Annotated in this window: 27 protein-coding genes; 19 read left to right on the top strand and 8 right to left on the bottom strand. The window is 63.9% G+C overall.

The window, feature by feature from the left end:
• Nucleotides 1-101: 101 nt before the first annotated feature.
• Together IVB48_RS21855 and fghA are read left to right on the top strand one after the other, a co-directional pair.
• The gene (locus IVB48_RS21855) at nucleotides 102-722 is read left to right on the top strand and encodes a response regulator transcription factor (RefSeq protein ID WP_007612921.1); all 621 of its coding nucleotides are present in this window, start codon (nucleotides 102-104) and stop codon (nucleotides 720-722) included.
• A gap of 70 nt (nucleotides 723-792) precedes the next feature.
• Nucleotides 793-1,638: an S-formylglutathione hydrolase gene (fghA, locus tag IVB48_RS21850; RefSeq protein WP_247402787.1), complete on the top strand. Its 846-nt coding sequence runs from the start codon at nucleotides 793-795 to the stop codon at nucleotides 1,636-1,638.
• A 24-nt stretch (nucleotides 1,639-1,662) separates the two neighbouring features.
• On the opposite strand, the gene IVB48_RS21845 is transcribed toward fghA, so the two are convergent.
• Nucleotides 1,663-2,235, bottom strand: coding sequence for a DUF3280 domain-containing protein (locus IVB48_RS21845; protein WP_247402784.1), 573 nt, complete (start codon nucleotides 2,233-2,235; stop codon nucleotides 1,663-1,665).
• A 58-nt stretch (nucleotides 2,236-2,293) separates the two neighbouring features.
• Between IVB48_RS21845 and IVB48_RS21840 the strand changes: the two genes are divergently transcribed.
• The 6 genes from IVB48_RS21840 (at nucleotide 2,294) to IVB48_RS21815 (ending at nucleotide 7,162) form a co-directional block, all read left to right on the top strand.
• Nucleotides 2,294-3,475 carry an ABC transporter substrate-binding protein gene (locus IVB48_RS21840; RefSeq protein WP_247402781.1) on the top strand — a complete coding sequence of 394 codons (1,182 nt, stop codon included), beginning with the start codon at nucleotides 2,294-2,296 and terminating at the stop codon, nucleotides 3,473-3,475.
• 10 nt (nucleotides 3,476-3,485) lie between these two features.
• On the top strand, nucleotides 3,486-4,466 hold the full coding sequence (locus IVB48_RS21835) for a YVTN family beta-propeller repeat protein (protein ID WP_247402778.1): 981 nt from the start codon (nucleotides 3,486-3,488) through the stop codon (nucleotides 4,464-4,466).
• Nucleotides 4,463-5,269 carry an ABC transporter ATP-binding protein gene (locus IVB48_RS21830; RefSeq protein WP_027566558.1) on the top strand — a complete coding sequence of 269 codons (807 nt, stop codon included), beginning with the start codon at nucleotides 4,463-4,465 and terminating at the stop codon, nucleotides 5,267-5,269. The genes IVB48_RS21835 and IVB48_RS21830 overlap by 4 nt, the downstream gene beginning before the upstream one ends.
• Entirely contained in the window at nucleotides 5,266-6,114 is an 849-nt protein-coding gene (locus IVB48_RS21825; protein WP_247402775.1) for an ABC transporter permease, read from the top strand. Before IVB48_RS21830 ends, IVB48_RS21825 begins: the two co-directional genes overlap by 4 nt.
• A complete protein-coding gene (locus tag IVB48_RS21820) occupies nucleotides 6,111-6,725 on the top strand; it encodes a hypothetical protein (protein ID WP_247402773.1) in 615 nt (204 codons plus the stop codon). The genes IVB48_RS21825 and IVB48_RS21820 overlap by 4 nt, the downstream gene beginning before the upstream one ends.
• A 137-nt stretch (nucleotides 6,726-6,862) precedes the next feature.
• Nucleotides 6,863-7,162: a copper-binding protein gene (locus IVB48_RS21815; RefSeq protein WP_247402771.1), complete on the top strand. Its 300-nt coding sequence runs from the start codon at nucleotides 6,863-6,865 to the stop codon at nucleotides 7,160-7,162.
• Nucleotides 7,163-7,288: 126 nt separating this feature from the next.
• Here the strand turns inward: IVB48_RS21815 and IVB48_RS21810 are convergent, their stop codons facing one another.
• Nucleotides 7,289-7,846 carry a PQQ-dependent catabolism-associated CXXCW motif protein gene (locus IVB48_RS21810; protein WP_247402770.1) on the bottom strand — a complete coding sequence of 186 codons (558 nt, stop codon included), beginning with the start codon at nucleotides 7,844-7,846 and terminating at the stop codon, nucleotides 7,289-7,291.
• 10 nt (nucleotides 7,847-7,856) lie between these two features.
• A complete protein-coding gene (locus tag IVB48_RS21805) occupies nucleotides 7,857-8,738 on the bottom strand; it encodes a substrate-binding domain-containing protein (RefSeq protein ID WP_247290591.1) in 882 nt (293 codons plus the stop codon).
• Nucleotides 8,739-8,867: 129 nt separating this feature from the next.
• Here IVB48_RS21805 and IVB48_RS21800 point away from each other — a divergent pair, with 129 nt between their 5' ends.
• Nucleotides 8,868-9,794: a quinoprotein relay system zinc metallohydrolase 2 gene (locus IVB48_RS21800; RefSeq protein ID WP_247402768.1), complete on the top strand. Its 927-nt coding sequence runs from the start codon at nucleotides 8,868-8,870 to the stop codon at nucleotides 9,792-9,794.
• Between the two features lie 50 nt (nucleotides 9,795-9,844).
• Nucleotides 9,845-10,663: a quinoprotein dehydrogenase-associated SoxYZ-like carrier gene (locus tag IVB48_RS21795; protein WP_247402766.1), complete on the top strand. Its 819-nt coding sequence runs from the start codon at nucleotides 9,845-9,847 to the stop codon at nucleotides 10,661-10,663.
• 67 nt (nucleotides 10,664-10,730) lie between these two features.
• Here the strand turns inward: IVB48_RS21795 and IVB48_RS21790 are convergent, their stop codons facing one another.
• Entirely contained in the window at nucleotides 10,731-11,090 is a 360-nt protein-coding gene (locus IVB48_RS21790) for a hypothetical protein (RefSeq protein ID WP_027566550.1), read from the bottom strand.
• 87 nt (nucleotides 11,091-11,177) lie between these two features.
• Here IVB48_RS21790 and IVB48_RS21785 point away from each other — a divergent pair, with 87 nt between their 5' ends.
• Genes IVB48_RS21785 through IVB48_RS21770 form a run of 4 tightly spaced genes read left to right on the top strand, consistent with a single transcriptional unit; the run spans nucleotide 11,178 to nucleotide 13,997 of the window.
• On the top strand, nucleotides 11,178-12,158 hold the full coding sequence (locus tag IVB48_RS21785; RefSeq protein ID WP_247290847.1) for an ABC transporter substrate-binding protein: 981 nt from the start codon (nucleotides 11,178-11,180) through the stop codon (nucleotides 12,156-12,158).
• A gap of 1 nt (nucleotide 12,159) precedes the next feature.
• On the top strand, nucleotides 12,160-12,897 hold the full coding sequence (locus IVB48_RS21780; RefSeq protein WP_027566548.1) for an ABC transporter permease subunit: 738 nt from the start codon (nucleotides 12,160-12,162) through the stop codon (nucleotides 12,895-12,897).
• Complete coding sequence (locus tag IVB48_RS21775; protein WP_247290606.1) at nucleotides 12,887-13,597, top strand: ABC transporter ATP-binding protein; 711 nt, start codon at nucleotides 12,887-12,889, stop codon at nucleotides 13,595-13,597. The genes IVB48_RS21780 and IVB48_RS21775 overlap by 11 nt, the downstream gene beginning before the upstream one ends.
• A gap of 46 nt (nucleotides 13,598-13,643) precedes the next feature.
• Complete coding sequence (locus tag IVB48_RS21770; protein WP_007601387.1) at nucleotides 13,644-13,997, top strand: hypothetical protein; 354 nt, start codon at nucleotides 13,644-13,646, stop codon at nucleotides 13,995-13,997.
• Nucleotides 13,998-14,166: 169 nt separating this feature from the next.
• On the opposite strand, the gene IVB48_RS21765 is transcribed toward IVB48_RS21770, so the two are convergent.
• The 4 genes from IVB48_RS21765 to IVB48_RS21750 all read right to left on the bottom strand — a co-directional run bounded on the left by IVB48_RS21765 (nucleotide 14,167) and on the right by IVB48_RS21750 (nucleotide 16,095).
• On the bottom strand, nucleotides 14,167-14,376 hold the full coding sequence (locus tag IVB48_RS21765) for a hypothetical protein (RefSeq protein ID WP_027566545.1): 210 nt from the start codon (nucleotides 14,374-14,376) through the stop codon (nucleotides 14,167-14,169).
• A gap of 132 nt (nucleotides 14,377-14,508) precedes the next feature.
• Nucleotides 14,509-15,414 (bottom strand): hypothetical protein, encoded by a 906-nt coding sequence (locus IVB48_RS21760; RefSeq protein ID WP_247402764.1) that lies wholly within the window; start codon nucleotides 15,412-15,414, stop codon nucleotides 14,509-14,511.
• 36 nt (nucleotides 15,415-15,450) lie between these two features.
• Nucleotides 15,451-15,531: a pyrroloquinoline quinone precursor peptide PqqA gene (gene pqqA, locus IVB48_RS21755; RefSeq protein ID WP_018460299.1), complete on the bottom strand. Its 81-nt coding sequence runs from the start codon at nucleotides 15,529-15,531 to the stop codon at nucleotides 15,451-15,453.
• 171 nt (nucleotides 15,532-15,702) lie between these two features.
• Nucleotides 15,703-16,095, bottom strand: a complete 393-nt coding sequence (locus IVB48_RS21750; protein WP_247402763.1) for an EF-hand domain-containing protein — start codon at nucleotides 16,093-16,095, stop codon at nucleotides 15,703-15,705.
• A 343-nt stretch (nucleotides 16,096-16,438) separates the two neighbouring features.
• On the opposite strand from IVB48_RS21750, the gene IVB48_RS21745 reads away from it, so the two are divergent.
• The 5 genes from IVB48_RS21745 (at nucleotide 16,439) to IVB48_RS21725 (ending at nucleotide 21,634) form a co-directional block, all read left to right on the top strand.
• Nucleotides 16,439-18,103 (top strand): methanol/ethanol family PQQ-dependent dehydrogenase, encoded by a 1,665-nt coding sequence (locus IVB48_RS21745; RefSeq protein WP_027566542.1) that lies wholly within the window; start codon nucleotides 16,439-16,441, stop codon nucleotides 18,101-18,103.
• 10 nt (nucleotides 18,104-18,113) lie between these two features.
• The gene (locus tag IVB48_RS21740) at nucleotides 18,114-18,470 is read left to right on the top strand and encodes a cytochrome c (RefSeq protein WP_027566541.1); all 357 of its coding nucleotides are present in this window, start codon (nucleotides 18,114-18,116) and stop codon (nucleotides 18,468-18,470) included.
• Nucleotides 18,467-19,396 (top strand): transporter substrate-binding domain-containing protein, encoded by a 930-nt coding sequence (locus IVB48_RS21735; RefSeq protein WP_247402761.1) that lies wholly within the window; start codon nucleotides 18,467-18,469, stop codon nucleotides 19,394-19,396. The genes IVB48_RS21740 and IVB48_RS21735 overlap by 4 nt, the downstream gene beginning before the upstream one ends.
• A 128-nt stretch (nucleotides 19,397-19,524) precedes the next feature.
• A complete protein-coding gene (locus IVB48_RS40945) occupies nucleotides 19,525-20,796 on the top strand; it encodes an FUSC family protein (RefSeq protein WP_247402758.1) in 1,272 nt (423 codons plus the stop codon).
• Nucleotides 20,762-21,634, top strand: a complete 873-nt coding sequence (locus IVB48_RS21725) for a tripartite tricarboxylate transporter substrate binding protein (protein WP_247402755.1) — start codon at nucleotides 20,762-20,764, stop codon at nucleotides 21,632-21,634. Before IVB48_RS40945 ends, IVB48_RS21725 begins: the two co-directional genes overlap by 35 nt.
• Nucleotides 21,635-21,676 lie beyond the last annotated feature (42 nt).

The following is a 21,676-nucleotide window of genomic DNA, read 5'->3' as shown; positions in this document are numbered from 1 at the left end:
GATAACGTTGACAGAGGCGAAGCGCCCGATATCTAATCGAAAGCGTACAGCAATCCCGGCCGGGCGCGAAACAGGCCAAGACGCTGTCGCGAGGAACGCCTATGCGCATTTTGATCGTCGACGATCATCCCATCGTCGCCTCCGGCTGCCGTGCCGTGCTGGCCGACGAGGGCGAGATCGAGATTTTGGAGGCCGCCGACGCCGAAGACGGCGAGTGCGTCTTCATCGTCGAGCGCCCTGACCTCTCGATCATCGACATCAACCTGCCGACCGTGTCCGGCTTCGAGCTGGCGCGCCGCATTCTGGAGCGCGCGCCCGAGGCCCGAATCATCATGTTCAGCATGAACGACGACCCTGCGTTTGCCGCGCGTGCGATCGAGTGCGGCGCCAAGGGCTACGTCTCAAAGACCGGCGACCCCGACGATCTCGTCGAGGCGATCCGCACCGTCGGCAGCGGCGGTACCTATTTGCCGAGCGCGATCGCGCGCAGCATCGCCTTTGCAGGACCCGCGCTGGCGCAAAGCCCGCTGTCGAAGCTGAACGCGCGCGAGATGGAGATCTTGCGGCTGCTCAGCGCGGGAAAGAGCCTTTCCGAGATCGCCTGGCTGGTGCAGTCGTCCTACAAGACTGTCGCCAACACCTCGTCCATCATGCGCCAGAAGCTCGGGGTGAAAACCTCTGTCGAGCTGGTGCGGCTCGCGATCGACAGCGGCGTGGCCTGAAGCCCGCCACGAATTCGGTCACATAAGCGTTGCAATCCTGATGTGGCTTGATGCCACGGAGCATAACGGCATGACGATCCAGACTGTCTCGACCAATACATCCTATGGCGGCGTGCAGGGCGTGTATCGCCATGCCAGCCAGGCGACCGGAACCGACATGACGTTCTCGGTCTATGTTCCCCCGCACGCGCAGGGCGCCAAGCTGCCCGTGGTCTGGTATCTCTCCGGCCTCACCTGCACGCACGCCAACGTGACCGAGAAGGGTGAATTCCGCAAAGCCTGCGCCGAGCTCGGCTTGATCTTCGTCGCGCCCGACACCAGCCCGCGCGGCCCCGACGTGCCGGGCGATGCGAACAATGCCTATGATTTCGGCCTCGGCGCCGGCTTCTATGTCGACGCGACGGAAGCGCCGTTTTCACGCAATTATCGGATGTGGAGCTACGTCACCGACGAACTGCCGAAACTCGTGGCGGAGAATTTTCCGGTCGACGCGAAGCGCCAATCGGTGATGGGCCATTCGATGGGCGGCCACGGCGCACTGACGGTCGCGCTGCGCAACCCGCACCGTTTTCGCGCGGCCAGCGCTTTTGCGCCGATCGTGGCACCGTCGCTCGTGCCTTGGGGTATCAAGGCGCTGACCGGCTACCTCGGGCCGAACAAGGACAATTGGCGCAGCCACGACACGGTGGCGCTGATCGAGGACGGCGCGAAATTTTCAGGCTTTCTGGTCGATGTCGGCGAGGCCGATAATTTCCTGAAGGAGCAGCTTCGTCCTGAACTGCTGCAAGCCGCCTGCACCACAGCCAACATTCCGCTGACGCTGCGGCGGCAGGCGGCCTACGACCACAGCTATTATTTCATCTCGACCTTCATGGGCGACCATCTGCACTGGCATGCGGAGAGATTGAAAGGGTGAAGGCTTCTTCTCTCTTGGAAGAACCTACTCCGGCTTGCCGTAGTTCGGCGCCAGCAACCGGTTGCGGATCAGATAGCTCATCGTGCGCGTCCAGGATTCATCCGTGTTGCCGCGCATGTCGGCGCTGGCGGCTGTGATCATATTGCCGGTCTTCACGTCGCGCAGGTAGATGTTCAGATTGATGATCAGGTTCGAAACCTTCTGCACCATGCCGGTGATTTCCAAATCGGCACCCAACTGCCCGGCAAGCTTGAGGTCGCAATTGCCGCAGGCCTGCAAATTGCTGTGACGCGCCGCATCCCGGATCGGCGCGATATCGAGCAGCTGGAACCTGCCTGACTCGACCAGTGCCCTGCGCAACTGCTCGCTGATAAGGTCGAGCCTCGCCTCCTCCCGCTTGGAGCCGTAGAACTCGCCGGGCAGGCTGGTGTCGATCAGTTCGAAATCGAACACCGCGAGTTTCGGCGGATCGGCGAGCGCGACCGAGCCCGTCAACAGCAAAGCCGCGAAACCTATCAGCGCTCGCATGATCGTGATTCCCGGCCTCACGCGCGCGAGGACGAAATGCGGGGTTGCATGGCCTGACAAATCGGTCATGCTTTAGCAGAGACAATTCTCCATCGGCGGTCAAGCCGGGGAGTTGTACGGAGGAAACATGATCCGATGGTTGGTCGGCCTGATCGGCCTGGGACTTGCTGCGACGAGCGCGCTCGCGGCCGATCCCGTCATGATCGGCGTCGGCTATCTCGGAATCGCCGGCACCAAATCGACGCTGTCGCTGGTCGAGCAGCCCGCGGAGAATGACGGCGTCGCCGGCGCACGCCTCGCCATCGAGGACAACAACACCACCGGCAAGTTCCTCAACCAGCGTTTTGCGCTGGAGGAGCGGCGCATCAAGGAGGGCGAGGATGCCGTGCAGGCCGCGACCGACCTCGCCTCACGCAACGGCTTCATCATCGCCGACCTGCCGGCCGACGCGCTGCTGAAAGTGGCCGACGCCCTGCGCGAGCGCGGCACGCTGCTGTTCAACGCCGGCGCGATCGACGAGCGGCTGCGCGAGGCCGATTGCCGTGCCAACGTCATCCACACCGCGCCGACGCGCGCAATGCTGGCCGATGCGCTCGGCCAATATCTGGTGTGGAAGCAGTGGAAGCGCTGGCTGCTCGTGGTCGGCTCGCATGACGAGGACAAACTGTTCGCCGATGCGCTCCGGCGCACCGCGACGCGGTTCGGCGCCAAGATCGTGCAGGAGCGCAGCTTCGAAGACAAAGGCGGCGCGCGCCGCACCGACTCGGGCGTGACGCTGATCCAGCGCCAGATGCCGGTGTTCACGCAACAGGCTCCGGCCTACGACGTGCTGCTCGCGGCCGACGAGAGCGAGGTATTCGGCGCTTACCTGCCCTATCGCACCTGGGATCCGCGGCCTGTCGCGGGCTCTGCCGGCCTCGTGCCGCGGAGCTGGGACGCCGCGCAGGACCAGTGGGGCGCGATCCAGATGCAGAACCGCTTCGTCAAGCTGAACGCGCGGCGGATGACCGCGCTCGACATGCAGGCCTGGACGGCCGTGCGCATGATCGGAGAGGCCACCTCGCGCACCAATTCCGGCGACATCAAGAAGGTCACCGATTTCATCAAGGGTCCGGAGTTCTCGGTCGCCGCCTTCAAGGGAACGAAGCTGACCCTGCGCGACTGGAACCTACAGCTGCGCCAGCCGATCCTGCTGGTCGACGGCCGCATGGTGGTGTCTGTGTCGCCGCAGGAAGGTTTCCTGCACCAGGTCTCCGAGCTCGACACGCTCGGCTATGACCGCCCGGAGAGCAAATGCAAGCTGAAATGAGGACATTAAAGTGAGCACTTGGACGTTGCGCTTGTGGCGTGTGGGACTGCTGTCCGGGCTGGCGCTGACGGCAGCGCCCGCGCATGCGTTCATCGCCTATGTCTCGAACGAGAAGAGCAACACGGTGTCGGTGATCGATACCGACAGCTGGACGGTGACCAAGACCATCAAGGTCGGCCAGCGCCCGCGCGGCATCGACTTCACGCGCGACGGCAAGTTCGTGATGGTCGCGGTCGGCGACGACGACACCATCCAGATGATCGACGTCAAGACGCAAACCGTGGTGGACAGCCTGCCCTCCGGGCCCGACCCTGAATTGTTCGCCCAGGATGCCGCCGGCAAGGTCCTCTATGTCGCCAACGAGAACGACAACACAGTGACGGTGATCGACCTCGAGAAGCGCGCCCGCCTTGGCGACATCCAGGTCGGCGTCGAGCCCGAGGGCATGACCATCAGCCCGGACGGCAAGACGCTGATCAACACGTCCGAGACCACCAACATGGCGCATTTCATCGACACGTCGTCGCGCCAGATCGTCGCCAACGTGCTGGTCGATGCGCGGCCGCGCTTTGCCGAATTCAAGCACGACGCGTCCGAATTATGGGTGTCCTCGGAGATCGGCGGCACCGTCTCGATCATCGACCCCGGAAAGCACGAGGTGACCGGCAAGATCAATTTCGAGATTCCGGGGTTGAGGAAGGAGGCCATCCAGCCCGTCGGCATCGGCATGACCCGGGACGACAAGACCGCCTTCATCGCGCTCGGGCCCGCCAACCGCATCGCCGTGGTCGATACCGCCACGCGCAAGGTGACGAAATATCTGCTGGTGGGACAACGGGTCTGGCACATGGCCTTCACGCCGGACGAAAAATACCTGCTCACCACCAATGGCGTCTCGAACGACGTCTCCGTCATCGACGTCGCCGCGCAAAAGGTGATCAAGACCATTCAGGTGGGCGAACTGCCCTGGGGTATCACGATCGCGCCATGACCAACCCTGCTCCCATCGCCGAACAACGCGAAACACCAAGGCCCGATCCGACGGCGGTACCCGCGCTCTCGATCGACGGCGTCAGCCACGCCTATGGACCGCGCCGCGCGCTGATGGACGTGTCCTTCAACGTGCAGCCCGCGAGCTTTACGGCCCTGCTCGGCCTCAACGGTGCGGGCAAGAGCACGCTATTCTCGCTGATCACACGGCTGTTCGGCATCCAATCCGGCCGCGTCGGCATTTTCGGCCATGACGTCGGCAAAAGCCCCGGCGAAGCGCTGCGGTTGCTCGGCGTTGTGTTCCAGCCGCGCACGCTCGATCTCGATCTGTCGCTGACGCAGAACCTGCTCTATCACGCCGCACTCCACGGCATCAGCCGCCGCGAGGCCCGCGCGCGAGCCGCCGAGCTGCTCGGCCGCATCGGGCTTACAGAGCGCGCCGGCAGCAAGGTGCGCGATCTCTCGGGCGGGCAGATGCGGCGGCTGGAGATCGCCCGCGCCCTGCTGCACCGGCCGCGCCTGCTCTTGCTGGACGAGCCGACCGTCGGTCTCGACGTCAAGGCGCGCGCGGACATCATCAGCCATGTGCGCCAGCTCGTGAGCGAGCAAGGCATCGGCGTGCTCTGGGCCACGCATCTGTTCGACGAGATCATGGCCGGTGACAATCTCGTGGTGCTGCACCAGGGCAAGGTGCTGGCGCAGGGGCCGATGAGCCGCGTCGTCGCGGAAGCCGGCGCGCAGGACGTCAACACCGCCTTCATGCGTCTGACCGGCGCGCAGACCCTGCCGGGAGGCGGCGCATGAGCAGCATCGCCACCCGCGATGCCCCACGCGGCTTCTCGTTCCAGGAATACATGACCTGCCTCACGGGCATCGTCTGGCGCGAAGGCCTGCGCTTCCTGCACCAGCGCGAGCGTTTCGTCTCTGCGCTGGTGCGGCCGCTGGTGTGGTTGTTCATCTTCGCCGCCGGTTTCCGCCAGGTGCTCGGCATCTCCATCATCCCGCCCTACGAAACCTACATCCTCTACGAGGTCTTCATCGCGCCGGGGCTGATGGCCATGATCCAGCTCTTCAACGGCATGCAATCCTCGCTCTCGATGGTCTACGACCGCGAGATGGGGAACATGCGCACGCTGCTGGTAAGCCCACTGCCGCGCGGCTACCTGTTGTTCTGCAAGCTGCTCGCGGGCACCGCGGTTTCGCTGCTCCAGGTCTATGCGTTCCTGCTGATCGCCTGGTTCTGGGACATCACCCCTCCTTTAGCCGGCTATCTCACCGTGCTGCCGGCACTGATCCTGTCCGGACTGATGCTGGGCTCGCTCGGCATGCTGATCTCTTCCGGCATCAAGCAGCTCGAGAACTTCGCCGGCGTGATGAACTTTGTCATTTTCCCGATGTTCTTCGCTTCATCGGCGCTCTACCCGCTCTGGCGGGTGCAGGAGGGCAGCCCATATCTCTACTACGTTTGCGAGGCCAATCCGTTCACCCATGCGGTCGAGCTGATACGTTTTGCATTCTACGGGCAAATCAACTGGATCTCGCTAGCGGTGGTCGCCACCTGCACAATCGTCTTCATGATCGGCGCGATCTATGCCTATGATCCCTCGCGCGGGCTGGCGCGACGGGGCCCTGCGGGAGGCGAAGGATGACGGTTCGGGTTCTGGCCATCGCCGCTCTGACGCTCGCAGCCGCGAGCACGGCGGCACGCGCGGCCGATCCGCGCTATCCGGATTGGCCCTGCACGCAGGCCAAAGTGCCGGAAATTTCGCTCGCGGCCGTTTGGGCCGGTCCTTCGCTCGACGACGTGCAGAACAAGTGGAAGGACGACGCCAAAGTCAGCGCGCTGGTCGCGAAACTGTCGGCACGCAAGACGCCGCTGGACGAAGCCGAGAAGTTGGTGAGGGAGTTTTTGGCGGGCTCCGCGGCCGACAAGACCGCGAATGCGAAACTGCTGTTCGCAGGCTTGTTCGACACGCTCAACGCTCAGCGCTCGCAGGTCATGAGCGGACTGGAACGCGTCAGCCGCAAGCAGCGCGAAGCCGCCGACAAGATCCGTGAGGAGAGTGTGCAGCTCCAGGCGCTCCAGGGCGCCACGCCGCGCGACGAGGCCAAGGTCGATGCGCTCAGCAACGAGCTGATCTGGAAGACCCGCATTTTCGAGGACCGCTATAAGGTGGTACGGTTCGTCTGCGAGGTTCCCACCACAATCGACCAGCGCCTGTTTGCGCTCGGACGCGTGATCCAACAGGAAATGGAATAGCGTCAGCCTCATTGACCGCTTGCGGCAGGTTCCCGCGCCCCCATAGCGATGATTAACCTGTCGCCGCGCTATATGCCGGAACCAAATCGATCTAGGATGTCTTGTCGATGGGTAATCCAAGGCATCGGGAGGCCTCGATGGGAACCACAAAATTCATCCTCGCAGGCGCTGCGGCCATCAGCATGCTCGCAAGCAGCGCATTCGCTGACGATTTGACCGGAATGGTCACCCGGATAGATCGGCTCAACAGCACGATTTCGATCCAGCAGACACAGAGGGGCACAGTCGGCGGCAGCGCAGGCGGCGCCGGCGCGCTCCAGGAGTACAAGGCCAAGGATGCCGCGATGCTTGACGCCGTCCACGCCGGCGACAAGGTGAGCTACTCTGCGACCGACAATAACGGCACGGGCACGCTGACGAAATTGCAGAAGCAGTAGGCTTTCCTCGCCTCTTCCACGTGCGACAGGGCGTCATGGCCGGGCTTGTGCCGGCCCTCCACGCATAGCCACGCGGCACCAAGAATGTGGATGCCCGGGACAAGGCCGGGCATGATGATCTCTTGCCTATTGCTCCGGCCGCGGCTCCGGCTGCGCCTCCTCGGTCGGAAGTTTGGCGCGCTCCCAGCCGTCGGTACCATCGGGATACCAGGCGATGTTGGAGTAGCCGTACGCGAGCGCTCGCTTGGCGGCGTTCCAGGACATCCAGCAATCGGCCAGGCAATAGATCACGAGCAGCGCGGTCTTGTCGCCGTGTGATGCACGCGCGAGGCCACGCTGGAAATAATCGTCCATGGCGGGCGGCAGCGTGCCGTAACCGGTATCCGGCAGCCAGATGCTGCCCGGAATGTTTTTGCGCGGCGCCTCGCGCCAGACGGTACCCGCTGGAAGGTTCTTCGGCTTCGGCGCGCGCGGCAGCACGTCGATGAAGGCGCCGCTCTTCGCGTGCCAGATCGCCTCGGCCTCTGACGTCGACAGCACGCGCGCGCCGCCCAGCGTCTCCGGCACAGGCGCGCGGTAATTGTCGGTGCGATAGCCCTCGGGCTCGAACGGCTCCTGCTGCTGCGCAACGCCCGGCGCCGCCAGCATGGCGGCGACCAGCGCAACGGCAAGGTGCCGCCTCATGGCGTCTGCCTCATGGCGTCTTTTTGGCCGTCTCCGCGCCGAGCGGCCGATCGTTCTCGTCCAGCAGCGGAACGCCGAAGTCGAGCAGGATCTTGTTGATCTCGCCCTGGTTCTCCTGGATCAGCTTGTTGAGCTGCCGCTTCCAGTTCTGGTCGGCGCCACGCACGCCCATGCCGATGCGATAGACCAGTTTTGGCCCGGTGGTTTCCTTGACCAGCGGGGTGACATGAAGCGAGCCCGCCTTCTTCGCGTAGAACCCCGCCATCGGTCCCCACAGCACGCCGGCGTCAATCTTGCCCGCCGTGAGATCATTGATCATTGCCTGCGCTGAATTGTCGTAACGCGTGTCGATCATCAGCGGATAGGGTTTTGCATCACCCATCAGTCCCGCGATGGCCATGTTGGTGGCAGGCGGCGTGCCGGCGACGATGCCGACATGCTTGCCCTTCAGCCTGGCATCCTCGAGCGTGTCGACCTCCTCCAGCCCGCTGCCTGCTTTCGCGACTAGGGCATAGCTCGTGCGGTAATAGGGATTGGTGCCTTGCACGAGGTCATCGCCTTGGGGGAAGCCCATGATGACGTCGCAGCGATGCGAGCCGAGCGTCATGCGCACGAAGCCGGTGGCTTGCGGAAAAAAGACATAGTCGAGCTTCTTCTGGAGCTTGTCCGCAAACAGCTCGGCAAGCTTGTTCTCGAACCCCTCGCCCTTCTCATTTGAGAACGGCAGATTGCGTGGGTCGGAACAGACGCGCAACACCTTGGGATCGACCAGCTCGAACGAGAGGTCACCCGTCTCGTTGGTCTGCGCGATGGCGACGTCACCGAACGCGCAAGACGCAACCAGGATACTCAGTGAAAACAACCAGCGACGATGTCGTCCGGCCTCCGTCATCGCGCTTCCTCCTGGGCTTGTTTGAATGCTAGCCATGCAACGCATGACGCGCCATGTTTTGCCAGATTGTGTGCTGGCTTTTCTTTATTGCAGTGCAATGCGCGCAACCCTTTGAACTGAGGCGGAAAAGTGTCTCGCATCGCTCTCGTGATCGCAGCCTTGTCCCTGCTGGTGACCGCGACGCTAGCATGCGCCGCAGCGGCCGAATTGCCTGTGAGCGAAGTCGCACCGGGAATATTCGTACACTCCGGGACCATCGCCCTGATGACCCGCGAGAACGAGGGTGACATCGCCAATGTCGGCTTCATCGTGGGCGAGGATGCGGTGGCCGTGATTGATACCGGCGGTAGCCTTCGCGAGGGCGAGGCGCTGCTGGCGGCGGTGCGGGCCCGAACCAGCAAGCCGATCCGCTACGTCATCAATACCCACGGCCATCCCGACCATGTTTTCGGGAATGCGGCCTTCGCAGTCGGGGACACCGTTTTCGTCGGTCACAGCAGGCTGCCGCGGGCGCTGGCTGCGCGCGGCCCGTACTATCTCGATAATTTTAGACGGATCATGGGCGACGAATTGATCTCTCCTGTGAAAATCGTGCCGCCCACAATGCTCGTCACGGACACAATGACGCTCGATCTCGGCGCACGCCGCCTGACCTTGCGGGCCTGGCCGGCCGGGCACAGCGACAATGACCTGACCGTGTTCGATGAGATGACGAAGACGCTGTTCACTGGCGACCTCGTCTTCCTCCGCCATATTCCGGTGATGGACGGCAGCATTCGCGGCTGGCTCGGCACCCTCGGGGAACTCCAGAGCATTCCGGCGCAGCGCGTCGTTCCCGGTCACGGGCCCGTGAGCGAATGGCCTGCGGCGCTGACCGATGAGCGGCGCTATTTGACGGCACTGTTGGCGGACGTCCGGGCGTCGAACAAGAAGGGCGAGCCGATCCGGACCGCCGCAGACAAGGCCGCCGCCTCCGAACGGCCGCACTGGGAGCTGTTCGACGACTACAATGCCCGCAACGCAACCGCAGCATTTTCGGAAATTGAATGGGAGTAGCGGACGCGCTACGATGTCCGTAACGTTGCTTCGTCCGCGAGACCATGACCATGACGGGATGCACGCGCCGCCTGCCTCTGATCGCCCTGCTCCTCGGCATTGCATTCGCCGTGCCGGCGCAGGCGGAAGACGCTTACGATCCCTGGCCGGGCCTGGTGCAGGACATCTTCAGCAACCGCCCGATGAATGACGGCGGCAATGTCATTGGCATCGAGATGCCGTATCGTGCCGAGGACGCGGCCATCGTGCCGGTCACTCTGCGCAGCAAGCTTTCGCCTGGCGATGCCCGCCGCATCCGTTCGATCACGCTGGTGATCGATCGTAATCCCGCGCCGATGGCGGCGAAGTTCGAACTCGGACCGGATGCCAACGTCACCGAAATCTCGACGCGCGTGCGCGTCAACAATTACACCGACGTCCATGCGGTGGCCGAGCTCAGCGACGGCCAGCTCTATGTCTCGAAGGTCTATGTAAAGGCTTCCGGCGGTTGCTCGGCCCCGGCAGGAAAGAATGCGGAGGAAGCCCAGAACCGGCTCGGGCAGATGCGTTACCGGCAATTCGCGCGCCAGGAGGCACCGGCGAGCCGCATGCGGGAGGCTCAGATCATGATCGGCCATCCCAATAATTCCGGGCTGCAGATGGACCAGGTCACGCAGCTCTATATTCCCGCCTTCTTCGTCAACCAGCTCAAGCTGACGCAGGACGACAGCCCCGTACTCTCGATGGAAGGCGGCATCTCGATCTCGGAAGATCCCAATCTGCGCTTCACCTATGTGTCCAACGGCGCCAGGCGTTTTCGCGCGGAAGCCAAGGACACGGACGGACACGTGTTCCGCAACGAGTGGGATGTGGAGAAGCCGGGGACGTAGGTCTCCTGGTCGTCATGGCCGGACTTGTCCCGACCGCATGACGACCACTACAGGCGCCGCGAAGCGGTCAGAAACACCTCACCTCGGCTTCCGCCTGCGCTCGCCTCAAATCATTCACGGCCGAGTTCGCCTGCTCCGAGGTGCGGAACTGGACGCCGAGATTGCCGCGGACCTGGGACATGCTGAGCGCGGTTTCTGCGGTAACGTAGCGCTCATAGGATACGATCGAGGCCACCACGTCGATCGAACAGGAACATTGCTCGATCGCTTGCCGGCTCTCGCCATTGGCCTTCATGCAGCCATAGACATACTCGGCACGCGCCGACGTCGGATAATCATTGGCCTCTTCAGCCTGCGCGGCGAGCGCGGTCGCAGCCCACACCGCCAATGCGGCGACAATCGGTCGTAGCTGTCCGGCCAGATTCATGCGCGTCCTCCCGCTGGTTGCGACGGAAGTTATGCTATGCCTATTGTCCTGAAAAGCACTCTGTCTGAGGAAACGGCTCACAAGGTGATGAGAGCAATTGGTCGATCATTGGCACTTGCGGTGACGCTGGCGCTGACACTAGCCGGGCCCGGCCGCGCCGCGGATACAATCCGCCTTGCGGTGCAGAAGACCGGAACATTCTCTTGGGAGCTGGCCGCGATCCGCGCCGGCGGCCTCGACAAGGAGGCTGACCTGTCGCTCGACGTCACCGAGCTTGCGAGCCCCGAGGCCGGTAAGATCGCGTTGCGTGCGGGTAACGCCGACATCATCCTGTCCGACTGGCTGTGGGTGTCTCGCGAGCGCACGCTGGGCGCCAAGCTCACCTTCTATCCCTATTCCAGCGCGCTCGGCGCGGTGATGGTGCCGGCTTCCTCGCCGATCAGGTCGCTCGCCGATTTGAAGGGCCGCAAGCTCGCGGTCGGCGGTGGTCCCATCGACAAGAGCTGGCTGCTGCTCCAGGCGCGCTTGAAGCAGGACGGCATCGACCTGAAATCGGAGGCAACTATCGTCTATGGGGCTCCGCCCCTGATCGCCGCCAAGGCGCTCGACGGCGAGATGGATGCAAGCCTCAACTTCTGGAATTTCTGCGCACAGCTGGAGGCGAAGGGCTTTAGACGCCTCGCCGGCATCGAGGACATTTTGCCGAAGCTCGGCGCCAAGGGCGCCGTCTCCGCAGTCGGCTATGTCTTCGACGAGAGCTGGGCGGCGAGCCATCGGGACGCTGTGGCGCGCTTCATCGCGATGACTCGCAGGGCCAAGCAGCTGCTGGTGACCTCGGATGCTGCCTGGGACAAGATCGCACCGCTCACCGGCACGAACGATGCCACCCTGCTCAAGACCTATCGCGAGCGCTATCGCGACGGCATTCCGCGCCGGAGCATCGATGACGAAGAAAAGGACGCGCGCGTGCTCTACCGCGTGCTGGCCGAGACCGGCGGACGCGACCTCGTTGGCTCGGCCGCTGAACTCGAGCCAGGCACGTTCTATCACGCAGTTCCCGGAGACTGAGGTGCTGCGTCTTCTGTCGTTTGCCCTGTTGCTCGCGATCTGGTGGACAGCCGCGCTGTTCGTCGGCGCCGCAAAGCTGCCCTCCCCGCCCGCCGTGCTCGACGTCGTCATCGCGGAAGCATCGAGCGGCGCGCTGTTCCTGCATCTCGGCGCCACGCTTGCCCGCGTAAGCCTCGCCTTCGTGCTGGCGATGTCGCTCGGCAGCGCCATCGGCTATCTGATGGGACGAGTGAAGCTCGCCGACCGGCTCGGCGATCCCTGGCTGATCCTGCTCCTGAACTTGCCCGCCCTGGTCGTGATCGTGCTCGCCTATATCTGGGCCGGGCTCACCGAGGCCGCAGCGATCGCGGCGATCGCCATCAACAAGCTGCCGACCGCCATCGTTACCCTACGCGAGGGCGCGCGCGCGCTCGACCGCTCGCTCGACGAGATGGCGAGCGTGTTCGCGATGCGGCGCTTGCGCGCCTTCCGCCACGTCGTGCTGCCGCAACTGGCGCCCTATATCGCAGCCTCAGCCCGCTCCGGATTGTCGCTGGTGTGGAAGATCGTACTGGTCGCCGAACTCCTGGGCCGGCCGAACGGCGTCGGCTTCGAGATCGGCGTCGCTTTCCAGCTGTTCGACACGCCGCGGCTGCTGGCCTATTCACTGACCTTCGCCGCCGTCGTGCTCGTGATCGAGACCGCGCTGGTGCAACCGTTCGAAGCTCGTGCGACACGGTGGCGACCCCGTGCGGCTTGAGGTCGATATCACAGGCAAGACGTTCAGAAGTGCGGCCGGCGGAACGCAGGAGGTGCTCGCGCCGGTCCACTTCGCGCTTCAATCCGGCGAGGTCGGTGTGCTGATCGGCCCGTCCGGCTGCGGCAAGAGCACGATGCTGCGCATCATCCTCGGGCTCGACCGCGATTTCGAGGGACGCGTCTCGCGCCCGCCGGAAGCGCGGATCGGCATGGTTTTCCAGGAGCCGCGGCTGCTGCCATGGCGCTCGGTCGAGCAGAATGTGCGGCTTGCGGCACCCGATGTCACTGATGCCAAGCTCGCCGAGCTGTTCAGGATCCTGGAGCTGGAGGCGCATCGCAGCCATTTTCCCGGCGAATTGTCACTCGGCCTCGCCCGGCGCGTCGCGCTCGCCCGGGCCTTTGCGGTGGAGCCCGACCTGCTCGTGCTCGACGAACCCCTCGCCTCGCTCGACGATGCACTCGCCGGCCGTTTGCGCGACGAGATCGCGACGCTGATGGCGCGCCGTCCGGTGATGACGTTGCTCGTCACCCACAGCCTGGATGACGCGATCCGGCTCGGCGACCGCCTGCTCTTGCTGTCGCCGCGACCGGCGCGCATCGTGCGCGAGGTGCCGATTGCCATCCCGCGCGCGGAGCGCAGCGAGGCCGAGCTCGGCAGGATCAGAGCCGAGCTCGCGGCGCTGCAGCTTGAATCAAAATGAGAACTCATGGTCAACTGGACCAACGAAATCTTCGCGGGAGGTCACCATGCGACGTACGCTGATTGCGATCGGCATCCTGTTGGTTGCGATGCCGGGCGCGGCGCTCGCGCAGGCCAAGGGCAAAGGTATCCGGCTCTGGAATCTGACGACGGAGACGATCTCCGGCTTCCAGCTCTCGCCGGCCGGGAAGACCGAGTGGGGGCCGAACCAGTGCCTGAACGACAAGGACAAGGAGGTCGACCACGACGAGCGGCTGCGCATCACCGGCGTCGAGCCCGGCCGCTACGACGCCAGGGTCAGCTATCCCAATGCACGGCAGTGCATCGTGCGCGACATCGAGATCAAGGCGGATGCGGTGTTCTCGATCGCCGACAAGGATCTGAAGGATTGCAGCAAGTAACGCGGGCTGCGTTACGAGTGTTTTCCTCTCATGGTGAGGAGCGCGGAACGCGCGTCTCGAACCATGCAGGCCCGTCTGTCGCCTGCGGCCATCCTTCGAGACGCTTGCTTCGCAAGCTCCTCAGGATGAGGACCTAAGCCAGTCGCGACCGGCAACGCAGCTCAGGGCTTCACGCCTTGTCGTTCGGGTGCGGATATTCGCAGCGCCACCGGACCGCCTGCCACTTCGGATGATCGCCAACCCATTGCGCGATATAGGGCGGCGCAGCCATCGCGCATTGCGTCGGCGACCCCGCGTAGTTGAACACCAGATGCTGCTCCTCGCAGGTCGCAGGCGAGAGCACCGCACACACAGTCACCACCAGGTCGATCGGGTTCATGCCGGGATCCTCGCAGAAGCGATGAAGATTAGCACAAGAGATTACGTCCCGAGGAGCGGGAAGTTTCAATCCGGCCGCGCGAAATCCAGCGGGAATTGCCCGTCGCCTGCCCCCGCAACCGGTGCGCGAGCGCTAGAAATTGACCCCAAACACCAGCCTCGCCTGATGGCGCTCAAAATTGACGAGGTCAAGATTGCCGCCCGATCCGGCCGGACGGCCCCAGGCCTGCATGCTCCAGCTCATGGTCAGGCGCGAGCGCTCCGAAAGCTGGAAATAGGCGGTCGGACCGACGAAGAGGGCCTGGCCTGCGAACTCGCCGAGGCCGATGCCTTCGTACTGCCGGAAGTAGCGCACCTCACCGCCGAGCAGCACATCGGGCCGCACGCGCACGAGGCCGGCGAACGCCGCGCCGATGGTCGAGCTCTTTTCGGACAGCCCCGTCATCTCGAAGCGCGCCCATTCCGGCTGATAGATCAGGTTGAGCGCCCCGATAGCAAAGTTCGGGATCAGCTCGCGATCGAAAGCGAGCGTGAAATCGGTACCGTACATCCGCCCTTTTGCGCCGGAGGTCTCGTCGATGCGGTCGCCATGGAGTTCGGCGGCGACAGTCAACCCGAATGGCGCGCGCTCGCGATCGAGCAGGCGGTATCGCAGGTCGAGCGAAGCGCCCTGGAAATTGAACTGGCGACGGTCGCCGATATCGGGGACGCCGGTGATGTCGTGCAGGGTGGCAGTGCCGCCGACCTCGACGCGGAAGTTCGGCAGCGGCACCGCCTCGATCTCGACCTCCTGCGACAGCGCGCGATAGGTCCCGCCGCCTTTGCCGAATCGACCTGTCGTCTGGGTCTGGAATTCGCGCTCGCCGGGATTGCCGACATCGGTGCCGATCATGAAGCCGAAAATGTGCTCGGTATCGAAGCCCTCTTCGGCGCTGACGCATGCCGGCGCGAGCGCGACGGTGCAGGCGGCTATGGTCCAGAATGTATGGGCTCTCGCGCGCATCCCCGACACTACCACGGCTTCGACGGTGTTTGCCATCGAAGCCGCGGCAGGTCGTCAGTCTTACTTGCAGTCTTACTTGCGCAAAGCGCAGGCGTACATGTTGATTTCCATGCCGACCGGCACTTCCACGATCTTCGGAGCTTTCCAGGCCATTCAGGGACTCCCAAGGGATTGAGCGCGACATCGCGCCGGCCAAAACCTAGGGCTGCGTCAGGCACAGCGCAAGTCTGGAATCGCGCCGTTGACACAGCGAACTGTCGCATCGCGCTTGCAGATTTCTCTCTCGGGCAACTCGCCTTCGCTCTCAGTCAAGCGGCGCGGTTCTCACCGCAACAAGCGCAGCAGCGCGCGGCCGGCGCGCGATTTCATCTCCTTCGCATCCAGCGTTCCGTCCTTGTCGGGATTCGCTGCGTTGAAGCGCTGCTCCACCACCGAGAGATATTCGTCGAGCGTGAGAGTCCCGTCGCGATCGGGATCGGCGGCGGCGAGTTCTTTCGCCGTTAACCGTCCGCGCAATTCGCGGGCGTCGAGCGTGCCGTCGTGATCGGGATCGAGCTTGGCGAACAACGCGGCCGCCGCCTTCTTCACCTCGGCAAGATCGAGCGTGCCGTCATTGTCGGTATCGAACGTCTTGACCGCATTGCCGGAGGCCGACCATGCCGGACCGGACAGCAGTGCAATCGTGAGCGCAAGTGCAACAGAGCGACGCGATATCATGAAAACCTCCCAGACCAAGAGCTCCGATTCGAGCCGGATCGACGACATAAGTCCACAAGCGAGCCTCGGTTCAAGCCCCGAATTGCAGCCTGCGCCCGTACAACTTGCGGAACCCGTCGGCCCGACCATTGCCGTGGCGCACGCGCTCCTGCTCCATGTCGCGGAATTTCTTCAGCGCCTGCGCACAAGTGAGAGTTGCTTGTCAGCTCTCCGTCAGGTGACCGGCATCCCGCGCCGCCCACCATATCAGCATCGCAATTACGACTTTCGTATTGACGCGTTTTGCATTCGGGCGGAGTGTTGCTGTCGCAGCGTCAATAGGCGCGCATATTGGGAGGGACGGATGAAACGCTTTGCGATGGCCGCGAGCCTCGTCATGCTTGCATCGACTTGGGCAAATGCACAAACCAGCGAGCAGCTGGTCAAGGGCGCGACCGATACATCGAACGTTCTCAATTACGGGATGGGTTACAATCTCCAGCGTTTCTCGACGCTGAACCAGATCAACAAGGACAGCGTCAAGAACCTTGTCCCGGTCTGGAACTACTCTTTCAACGACGATCGCAGCGAGGAATCGCAGCCGCTGGTGTACCAGGGCGTGATCTACGTGACGTCGCACAACGCGACCATGGCGGTCGACGCCAAGACCGGCAAGCAGATCTGGAAATCCAAGGTCGAGTATCCTGCCGAAACGCCGCGCATCGTCTGCTGCGGCATCATCAATCGCGGCGCAGCACTCTATGACGGCAAGGTGTTCCGCACCACGCTCGACGCCAACGTGATCGCGCTCGACGCCAAGGACGGCAAGGAGCTGTGGCGGCAGAAGGCGGCCGATATCAAGGAGGGATATTCGATGACGGTGGCGCCGCTGGTCGCCGACGGCATCGTGATCACGGGCATCTCCGGCGCCGAGTTCGGCACCCGCGGCTTCATCGACGGCTGGGATCCCGCAACGGGCAAGCATTTGTGGCGCACCCATTCGATCCCCTCCCCCGACGAGCCCGGCGGCGACACCTGGAAGGGCGATACCTGGAAGCTCGGCGGTGGCTCGACCTGGATTACGGGCTCCTATGACCCCGAGCTGAACACGGTCTATTGGGGTATCGGCAATCCCGGACCGTTCAACTCGGCGGTGCGCCCGGGCGACAACCTCTACACCTGCTCCGTGCTGGCGATGGATCCCAAGACCGGCAAGATCAAGTGGCACTACCAGTTCTCGCCCAACAATCCATTCGACTATGACAGCGTGGCCGAGATGGTCCTCGCCGACATGAACGTCGAGGGCAAGCCGACCAAAGTGTTGATGGACGCCAACCGCAACGGCTTCTTCTACGTGCTCGACCGCACCAACGGAAAGCTGCTCGCGGCCAATCCCTACGTGAAGGTCAACTGGGCGACAGGAATCGACATGAAGACCGGACGTCCCATCGAGACCGACGTCTCGAAGGACGCGCGTGAGGGCAAGAAGGTGACAGTCTATCCGTCGATCCTCGGCGGCAAAAACTGGGAGCCGATGTCGTTCAATCCGCAGACCGGCCTCGCTTACGCCAACACGCTAGCCTTCGGCGGCAGGTACAAGACCGAACCCGCCACCTTCAAGCAGGGTGAATGGTATCTCGGCATGGACCTTACCGATCTCTGGGAATGGGGTGATGGTCCGCGCGGTCATCTGAAGGCGATCGATCCCATGACCGGTAAGGCGAAGTGGGAAGCACCAAGCGACATCCCGCGCTTCTCCGGCGTGTTGTCGACTGCGGGCGGCGTCGTGTTCTCGGGCGCGCTGACCGGCGAGTTCGAGGCCTTCGATGCCGACACCGGCAAGAAGCTCTGGCAGTTCCAGACCGGCTCGGGCATCGAAGGACAACCGGTGACCTGGCAGCAGGACGGCGTGCAGTATGTCGCCGTGACGAGCGGCTACGGCGGCGTCTACTCGCTGTTCTCCGGCGACGAACGGCTGGCCAAAGTCCCGCCCGGCGGCTCGCTTTGGGTTTTTGCGGTCAAGCAATAACCACGGCACGATGCTGAGAAAGCTATCTCATAAGACGGTGGCGATCCTCGCCACCGTCGCGGTGCTGACGGTCGCGCTTGCGGCGACCGTTCGTGCCGCGGATGATTCAACCGGCAATCCCGTGCAGGCACAGATCGACCACGGCAAGTCGACTTATGCCGAGAAATGCTCGCACTGCCACGGTCCCAACATGATGAACCCCGGCACCATCACGCCGGACCTGCGCGCTTTCCCCGACGACAAGACGCGCTTCGTCACCACCGTGAAGAACGGCAAGAACAACAAGATGCCGCCCTGGGCCGATATTCTCAGCGACGAGGAGATCGGGAATCTCTGGGCCTTCATCTCGAGCCGGAGAAAACCATGAGGCGCTGGCTGGCCGCTTGGAGCATTGCCGCGATCCTCGCGGCGGCGGCCGCGGCTGCACGCGCGGCCGACGATCCGCTCAAGATTTGTCTCGACGAAGACAGGCCGCCGCTCTCGATGCATCACAAGGGCAAGCCGGGCTCGGGTTTCGACGTGCTGCTGGCGCAAGCGATCGCCGATCGGCTCGGACGGCCGCTGACGATCCAGTGGTTCGAGAGCAAGCTGGACGAGGATTCGAGCCCGCAGCTCGAGGCCAATGCGCTGCTGTCCGACGGCCGCTGCTCGCTCGTTGGCGGCTACGCGCTGACGACGGACTCCCTCGTCAAGCCCGGCATGAAAACGGCGCGCCTGCCGGATTTTTCCGGCGCCACGCGCGACGACCGGCGCCGCCGCGTCGCGCTCGGCGTGCTCGCGCCGAGCCAGCCCTATGCCTACTCGCCGATGACGGTCGTGCTCGGACCGAAGGCGCGGGGTCGCAAGATCGGCGATATCGGCGATCTCGCGGGCCTGCGCCTCGTCATCGAGAGCGGCTCGCTCGGCGATGCGATCCTCATGACCTTCGACAAGGGGCGCCTGATCGACGACATCACCCATCTCGTCCCCGGCCGCGATGATCTCCTCGGTGCACTTGCCCGCGGCGACTATGACGCGACGCTGATCGACCTCGGCCGCCTCGACGCCCATCGCGCCGCGCACCCCGATACAGCGATCACCGCGTCCGGCTACTACTATCCGATCGGGGCCAATCGCGGCTATGTCGGGCTCGCCAGCGACCCCGTGCTGATCGACGCCGTCAACAAGGCGCTGACCGGGCTTGCTGCCGAGGGCAAGATCGCCGAATTCGGCGCGCAGGCGGGGCTGACTTATCTGCCGCCACGTGAGCCTGCGATCCTCGGCGACGTCTGGATGAAGATCATTCAGCGTTGACCGGAGCGTCCGGCTCCCGGGAATGACGGATAAAGTGGTCAGCGATGGGCCCGCTACAACCATCGCTGGCTCGGCGACATTCTGCACCCTATGATGCCGCGGTTTTCATTCGGCCATCCGGTGGCATCGTGAATCCTTCCACCGCAAGCCTGCGCGATCTCCTCTCGCGCGAAATCAAGACCGGCGAGCTGGTGCGGGCGCTGATTGTCGTCGGCCCGATGGTCGCCGCCTATTTCATCGCGCGCGAGACGGCGCTGCTGAATCTCGGGTTGGTCGCGGTCTCGTTGCTCATTCCCGCACTCAGGCTGCACCTTCCGCCGAAAGTCGTCGCGTGGCATTATCTCGCCATCCTCCTCACCTTTGCCGCGCTGTTCCTCGCGAACCCGATCAAGCCGCTATTCGCAGTGCTGACGGCGCTCGCCGGATTCCTTGCGGTCGCAGTGACGCGCCACGGCGAACATTTCCGCACGCTCGGGAATTGGATGTTCATCCCCGCCGTGTATCTTGCCTGCGAGGTGCGGGAGGGCGTGAGCGCCTCGGAAGCACTGCGCCATGCCGGCATGATAATCGTGTCCTCTCCGATCGCGCTGGCTCTGGTCTGCGCCATCCGGATTTACGACCAGCGACGGTGCGGCGATGCCGCGAGCTCGTTCGGAGCGCCCGCGGCCGAATGGTTTGTGCCCGCGGCGGCAACCGCCCTTGCGGTGTTCGCTGCGGCGGCTCTGGTCGAGATCCTCGATCTCGCGCAGGGCCAATGGGTGATGTGGTCGGCCGCAAGCGTCGTGGTCGGCGATCTCGCCGCTTCGACCGGCAAGCTGAAGCAGCGGGCGATCGGCGCCGTCGCCGGCGTGCCGCTCGGTTTCCTCGCCGGCATGGTGCTGCCGCAAAGCCGGGTCGGCTATGCGCTCGCGGTTCTCGCGGCCACCCTCACGCTGATCTCGTTCTCCCGCTACATCATCGGCTTCGGCCTGCGCTGCTTCTTCATCGCGCTGGCCGCCTCTTTCGCCGGCAGCGCCAGCGGCATCGCGGAGGAGCGCGTCGTCAACGTGCTGATCGGCGGCACCTTTGGCTTGCTTGCGGTAGCCCTGACCGAAATCGTCTGGCTGCGTGTCATGCGAAAGTGCGATTGTCCTGATGACGCCCGAATAGGCACAGCGCGGCCCTTCGAATGCGCCAATCTGTCTCGCCTGCCACCCATGGCAGAGGCGACCCGATGCAGTACCGTCGGCGACAACCCGGGAGAGAATCATGTCCCCAAAACTCGATCGCCGCCACTTCATTGCCGCCGGCACCGCCACGCTCGCGACGCCTTTCGTCTCGCGCAACGCCTCGGCGCAGGCTGCATGGCCATCGCGGCAAATTCGCATGATTTGCAGCTATCCCGCCGGCGGACAGACTGACCTGCTCGCACGCGCCTATGGCGAATTCATTGCCAAGCAGGTCGGAAAGACCGTCGTCGTCGAGAACAAGCCGGGTGCCGCGGGCGCGATCGGGACGGCGGAGGTCGCCCGCGCGGAGCCCGACGGCCACACCATCCTGTGCTCGATCTCGACCACCTACATCATGAACCGGGTGGTGATGAAGACTCCGGGCTACGACATGGACAAGGATTTGACGCTCGTCAGCGTCATTCCGGGCGCCGGCCTGTTGCTGGTGGCGAACCCGAAAACCGGCGTCAAGACGCTGGAGGATTTCGTCGCCTTTGCGCGCAAGAGCGGCAAGGTCAACTTCGGCACCTATAGCGCAGGCTCGGCCCCGCATATGACGGTCCACGAGCTCAACAAGCAGTACGGCCTTGCCATCGAGCCGATCCACTATCGCGGCGAAGCCCCGATGTGGACGGGCATGCTGGAAGGTACGCTCGATGTCGCCATGGGCAGCTACACGGCAGCGCAATCGGTTTTGCAGAGCGATCGCGGCACAGTGTTCGCGGTTCATTCGAAGAAGGTCGACGCCATCCCCGATATCAAGACCCTCCCCGAGCAGGGCGCGACGTCGAAATTCTTCACCGTTAGCGGCTTCTCCGGCTGGGCCGTGCCGAAGGCGACACCGCAACCGGTCGTCGACCGCCTGGCGGAGCTTTGCGTCGCTGCCAACAACGATCCGAAGGTGAAGGAGGTTCTCAACACGTTCGTGCTCGAACCCGCGATCGGCTTCAAGGAAACCAACGCCCTATATCAGCGCGAGCTGCCGATCTGGATCGAGAGCGCGCGGTCCCTCGGCCTCGAGCCCTCCTGAACCGCGAGACAAGACGCCCTTCGCGGCGCAGCATTCGACCAA

The sequence above is a fragment of the Bradyrhizobium sp. 76 genome (genome assembly GCF_023073025.1).
In the GTDB taxonomy this organism is placed as follows: domain Bacteria; phylum Pseudomonadota; class Alphaproteobacteria; order Rhizobiales; family Xanthobacteraceae; genus Bradyrhizobium.
Note: the sequence above shows the minus strand (reverse complement) of the source record. Positions and strands in the feature narration are given on the sequence as shown.

Coding starts and splice junctions, on each gene's coding strand:
- IVB48_RS21855 (WP_007612921.1), top strand. CDS start 102: ATGCGCATTTTGATCGTCGACGATCATCCCATCGTCGCCTCCGGCTGC.
- fghA (WP_247402787.1), top strand. CDS start 793: ATGACGATCCAGACTGTCTCGACCAATACATCCTATGGCGGCGTGCAG.
- IVB48_RS21845 (WP_247402784.1), bottom strand. CDS start 2,235: ATGACCGATTTGTCAGGCCATGCAACCCCGCATTTCGTCCTCGCGCGC.
- IVB48_RS21840 (WP_247402781.1), top strand. CDS start 2,294: ATGATCCGATGGTTGGTCGGCCTGATCGGCCTGGGACTTGCTGCGACG.
- IVB48_RS21830 (WP_027566558.1), top strand. CDS start 4,463: ATGACCAACCCTGCTCCCATCGCCGAACAACGCGAAACACCAAGGCCC.
- IVB48_RS21825 (WP_247402775.1), top strand. CDS start 5,266: ATGAGCAGCATCGCCACCCGCGATGCCCCACGCGGCTTCTCGTTCCAG.
- IVB48_RS21820 (WP_247402773.1), top strand. CDS start 6,111: ATGACGGTTCGGGTTCTGGCCATCGCCGCTCTGACGCTCGCAGCCGCG.
- IVB48_RS21815 (WP_247402771.1), top strand. CDS start 6,863: ATGGGAACCACAAAATTCATCCTCGCAGGCGCTGCGGCCATCAGCATG.
- IVB48_RS21810 (WP_247402770.1), bottom strand. CDS start 7,846: ATGAGGCGGCACCTTGCCGTTGCGCTGGTCGCCGCCATGCTGGCGGCG.
- IVB48_RS21805 (WP_247290591.1), bottom strand. CDS start 8,738: ATGACGGAGGCCGGACGACATCGTCGCTGGTTGTTTTCACTGAGTATC.
- IVB48_RS21795 (WP_247402766.1), top strand. CDS start 9,845: ATGACGGGATGCACGCGCCGCCTGCCTCTGATCGCCCTGCTCCTCGGC.
- IVB48_RS21790 (WP_027566550.1), bottom strand. CDS start 11,090: ATGAATCTGGCCGGACAGCTACGACCGATTGTCGCCGCATTGGCGGTG.
- IVB48_RS21785 (WP_247290847.1), top strand. CDS start 11,178: ATGAGAGCAATTGGTCGATCATTGGCACTTGCGGTGACGCTGGCGCTG.
- IVB48_RS21770 (WP_007601387.1), top strand. CDS start 13,644: ATGCGACGTACGCTGATTGCGATCGGCATCCTGTTGGTTGCGATGCCG.
- IVB48_RS21765 (WP_027566545.1), bottom strand. CDS start 14,376: ATGAACCCGATCGACCTGGTGGTGACTGTGTGTGCGGTGCTCTCGCCT.
- IVB48_RS21760 (WP_247402764.1), bottom strand. CDS start 15,414: ATGGCAAACACCGTCGAAGCCGTGGTAGTGTCGGGGATGCGCGCGAGA.
- pqqA (WP_018460299.1), bottom strand. CDS start 15,531: ATGGCCTGGAAAGCTCCGAAGATCGTGGAAGTGCCGGTCGGCATGGAA.
- IVB48_RS21750 (WP_247402763.1), bottom strand. CDS start 16,095: ATGATATCGCGTCGCTCTGTTGCACTTGCGCTCACGATTGCACTGCTG.
- IVB48_RS21745 (WP_027566542.1), top strand. CDS start 16,439: ATGAAACGCTTTGCGATGGCCGCGAGCCTCGTCATGCTTGCATCGACT.
- IVB48_RS21740 (WP_027566541.1), top strand. CDS start 18,114: ATGCTGAGAAAGCTATCTCATAAGACGGTGGCGATCCTCGCCACCGTC.
- IVB48_RS21735 (WP_247402761.1), top strand. CDS start 18,467: ATGAGGCGCTGGCTGGCCGCTTGGAGCATTGCCGCGATCCTCGCGGCG.
- IVB48_RS21725 (WP_247402755.1), top strand. CDS start 20,762: ATGATTTGCAGCTATCCCGCCGGCGGACAGACTGACCTGCTCGCACGC.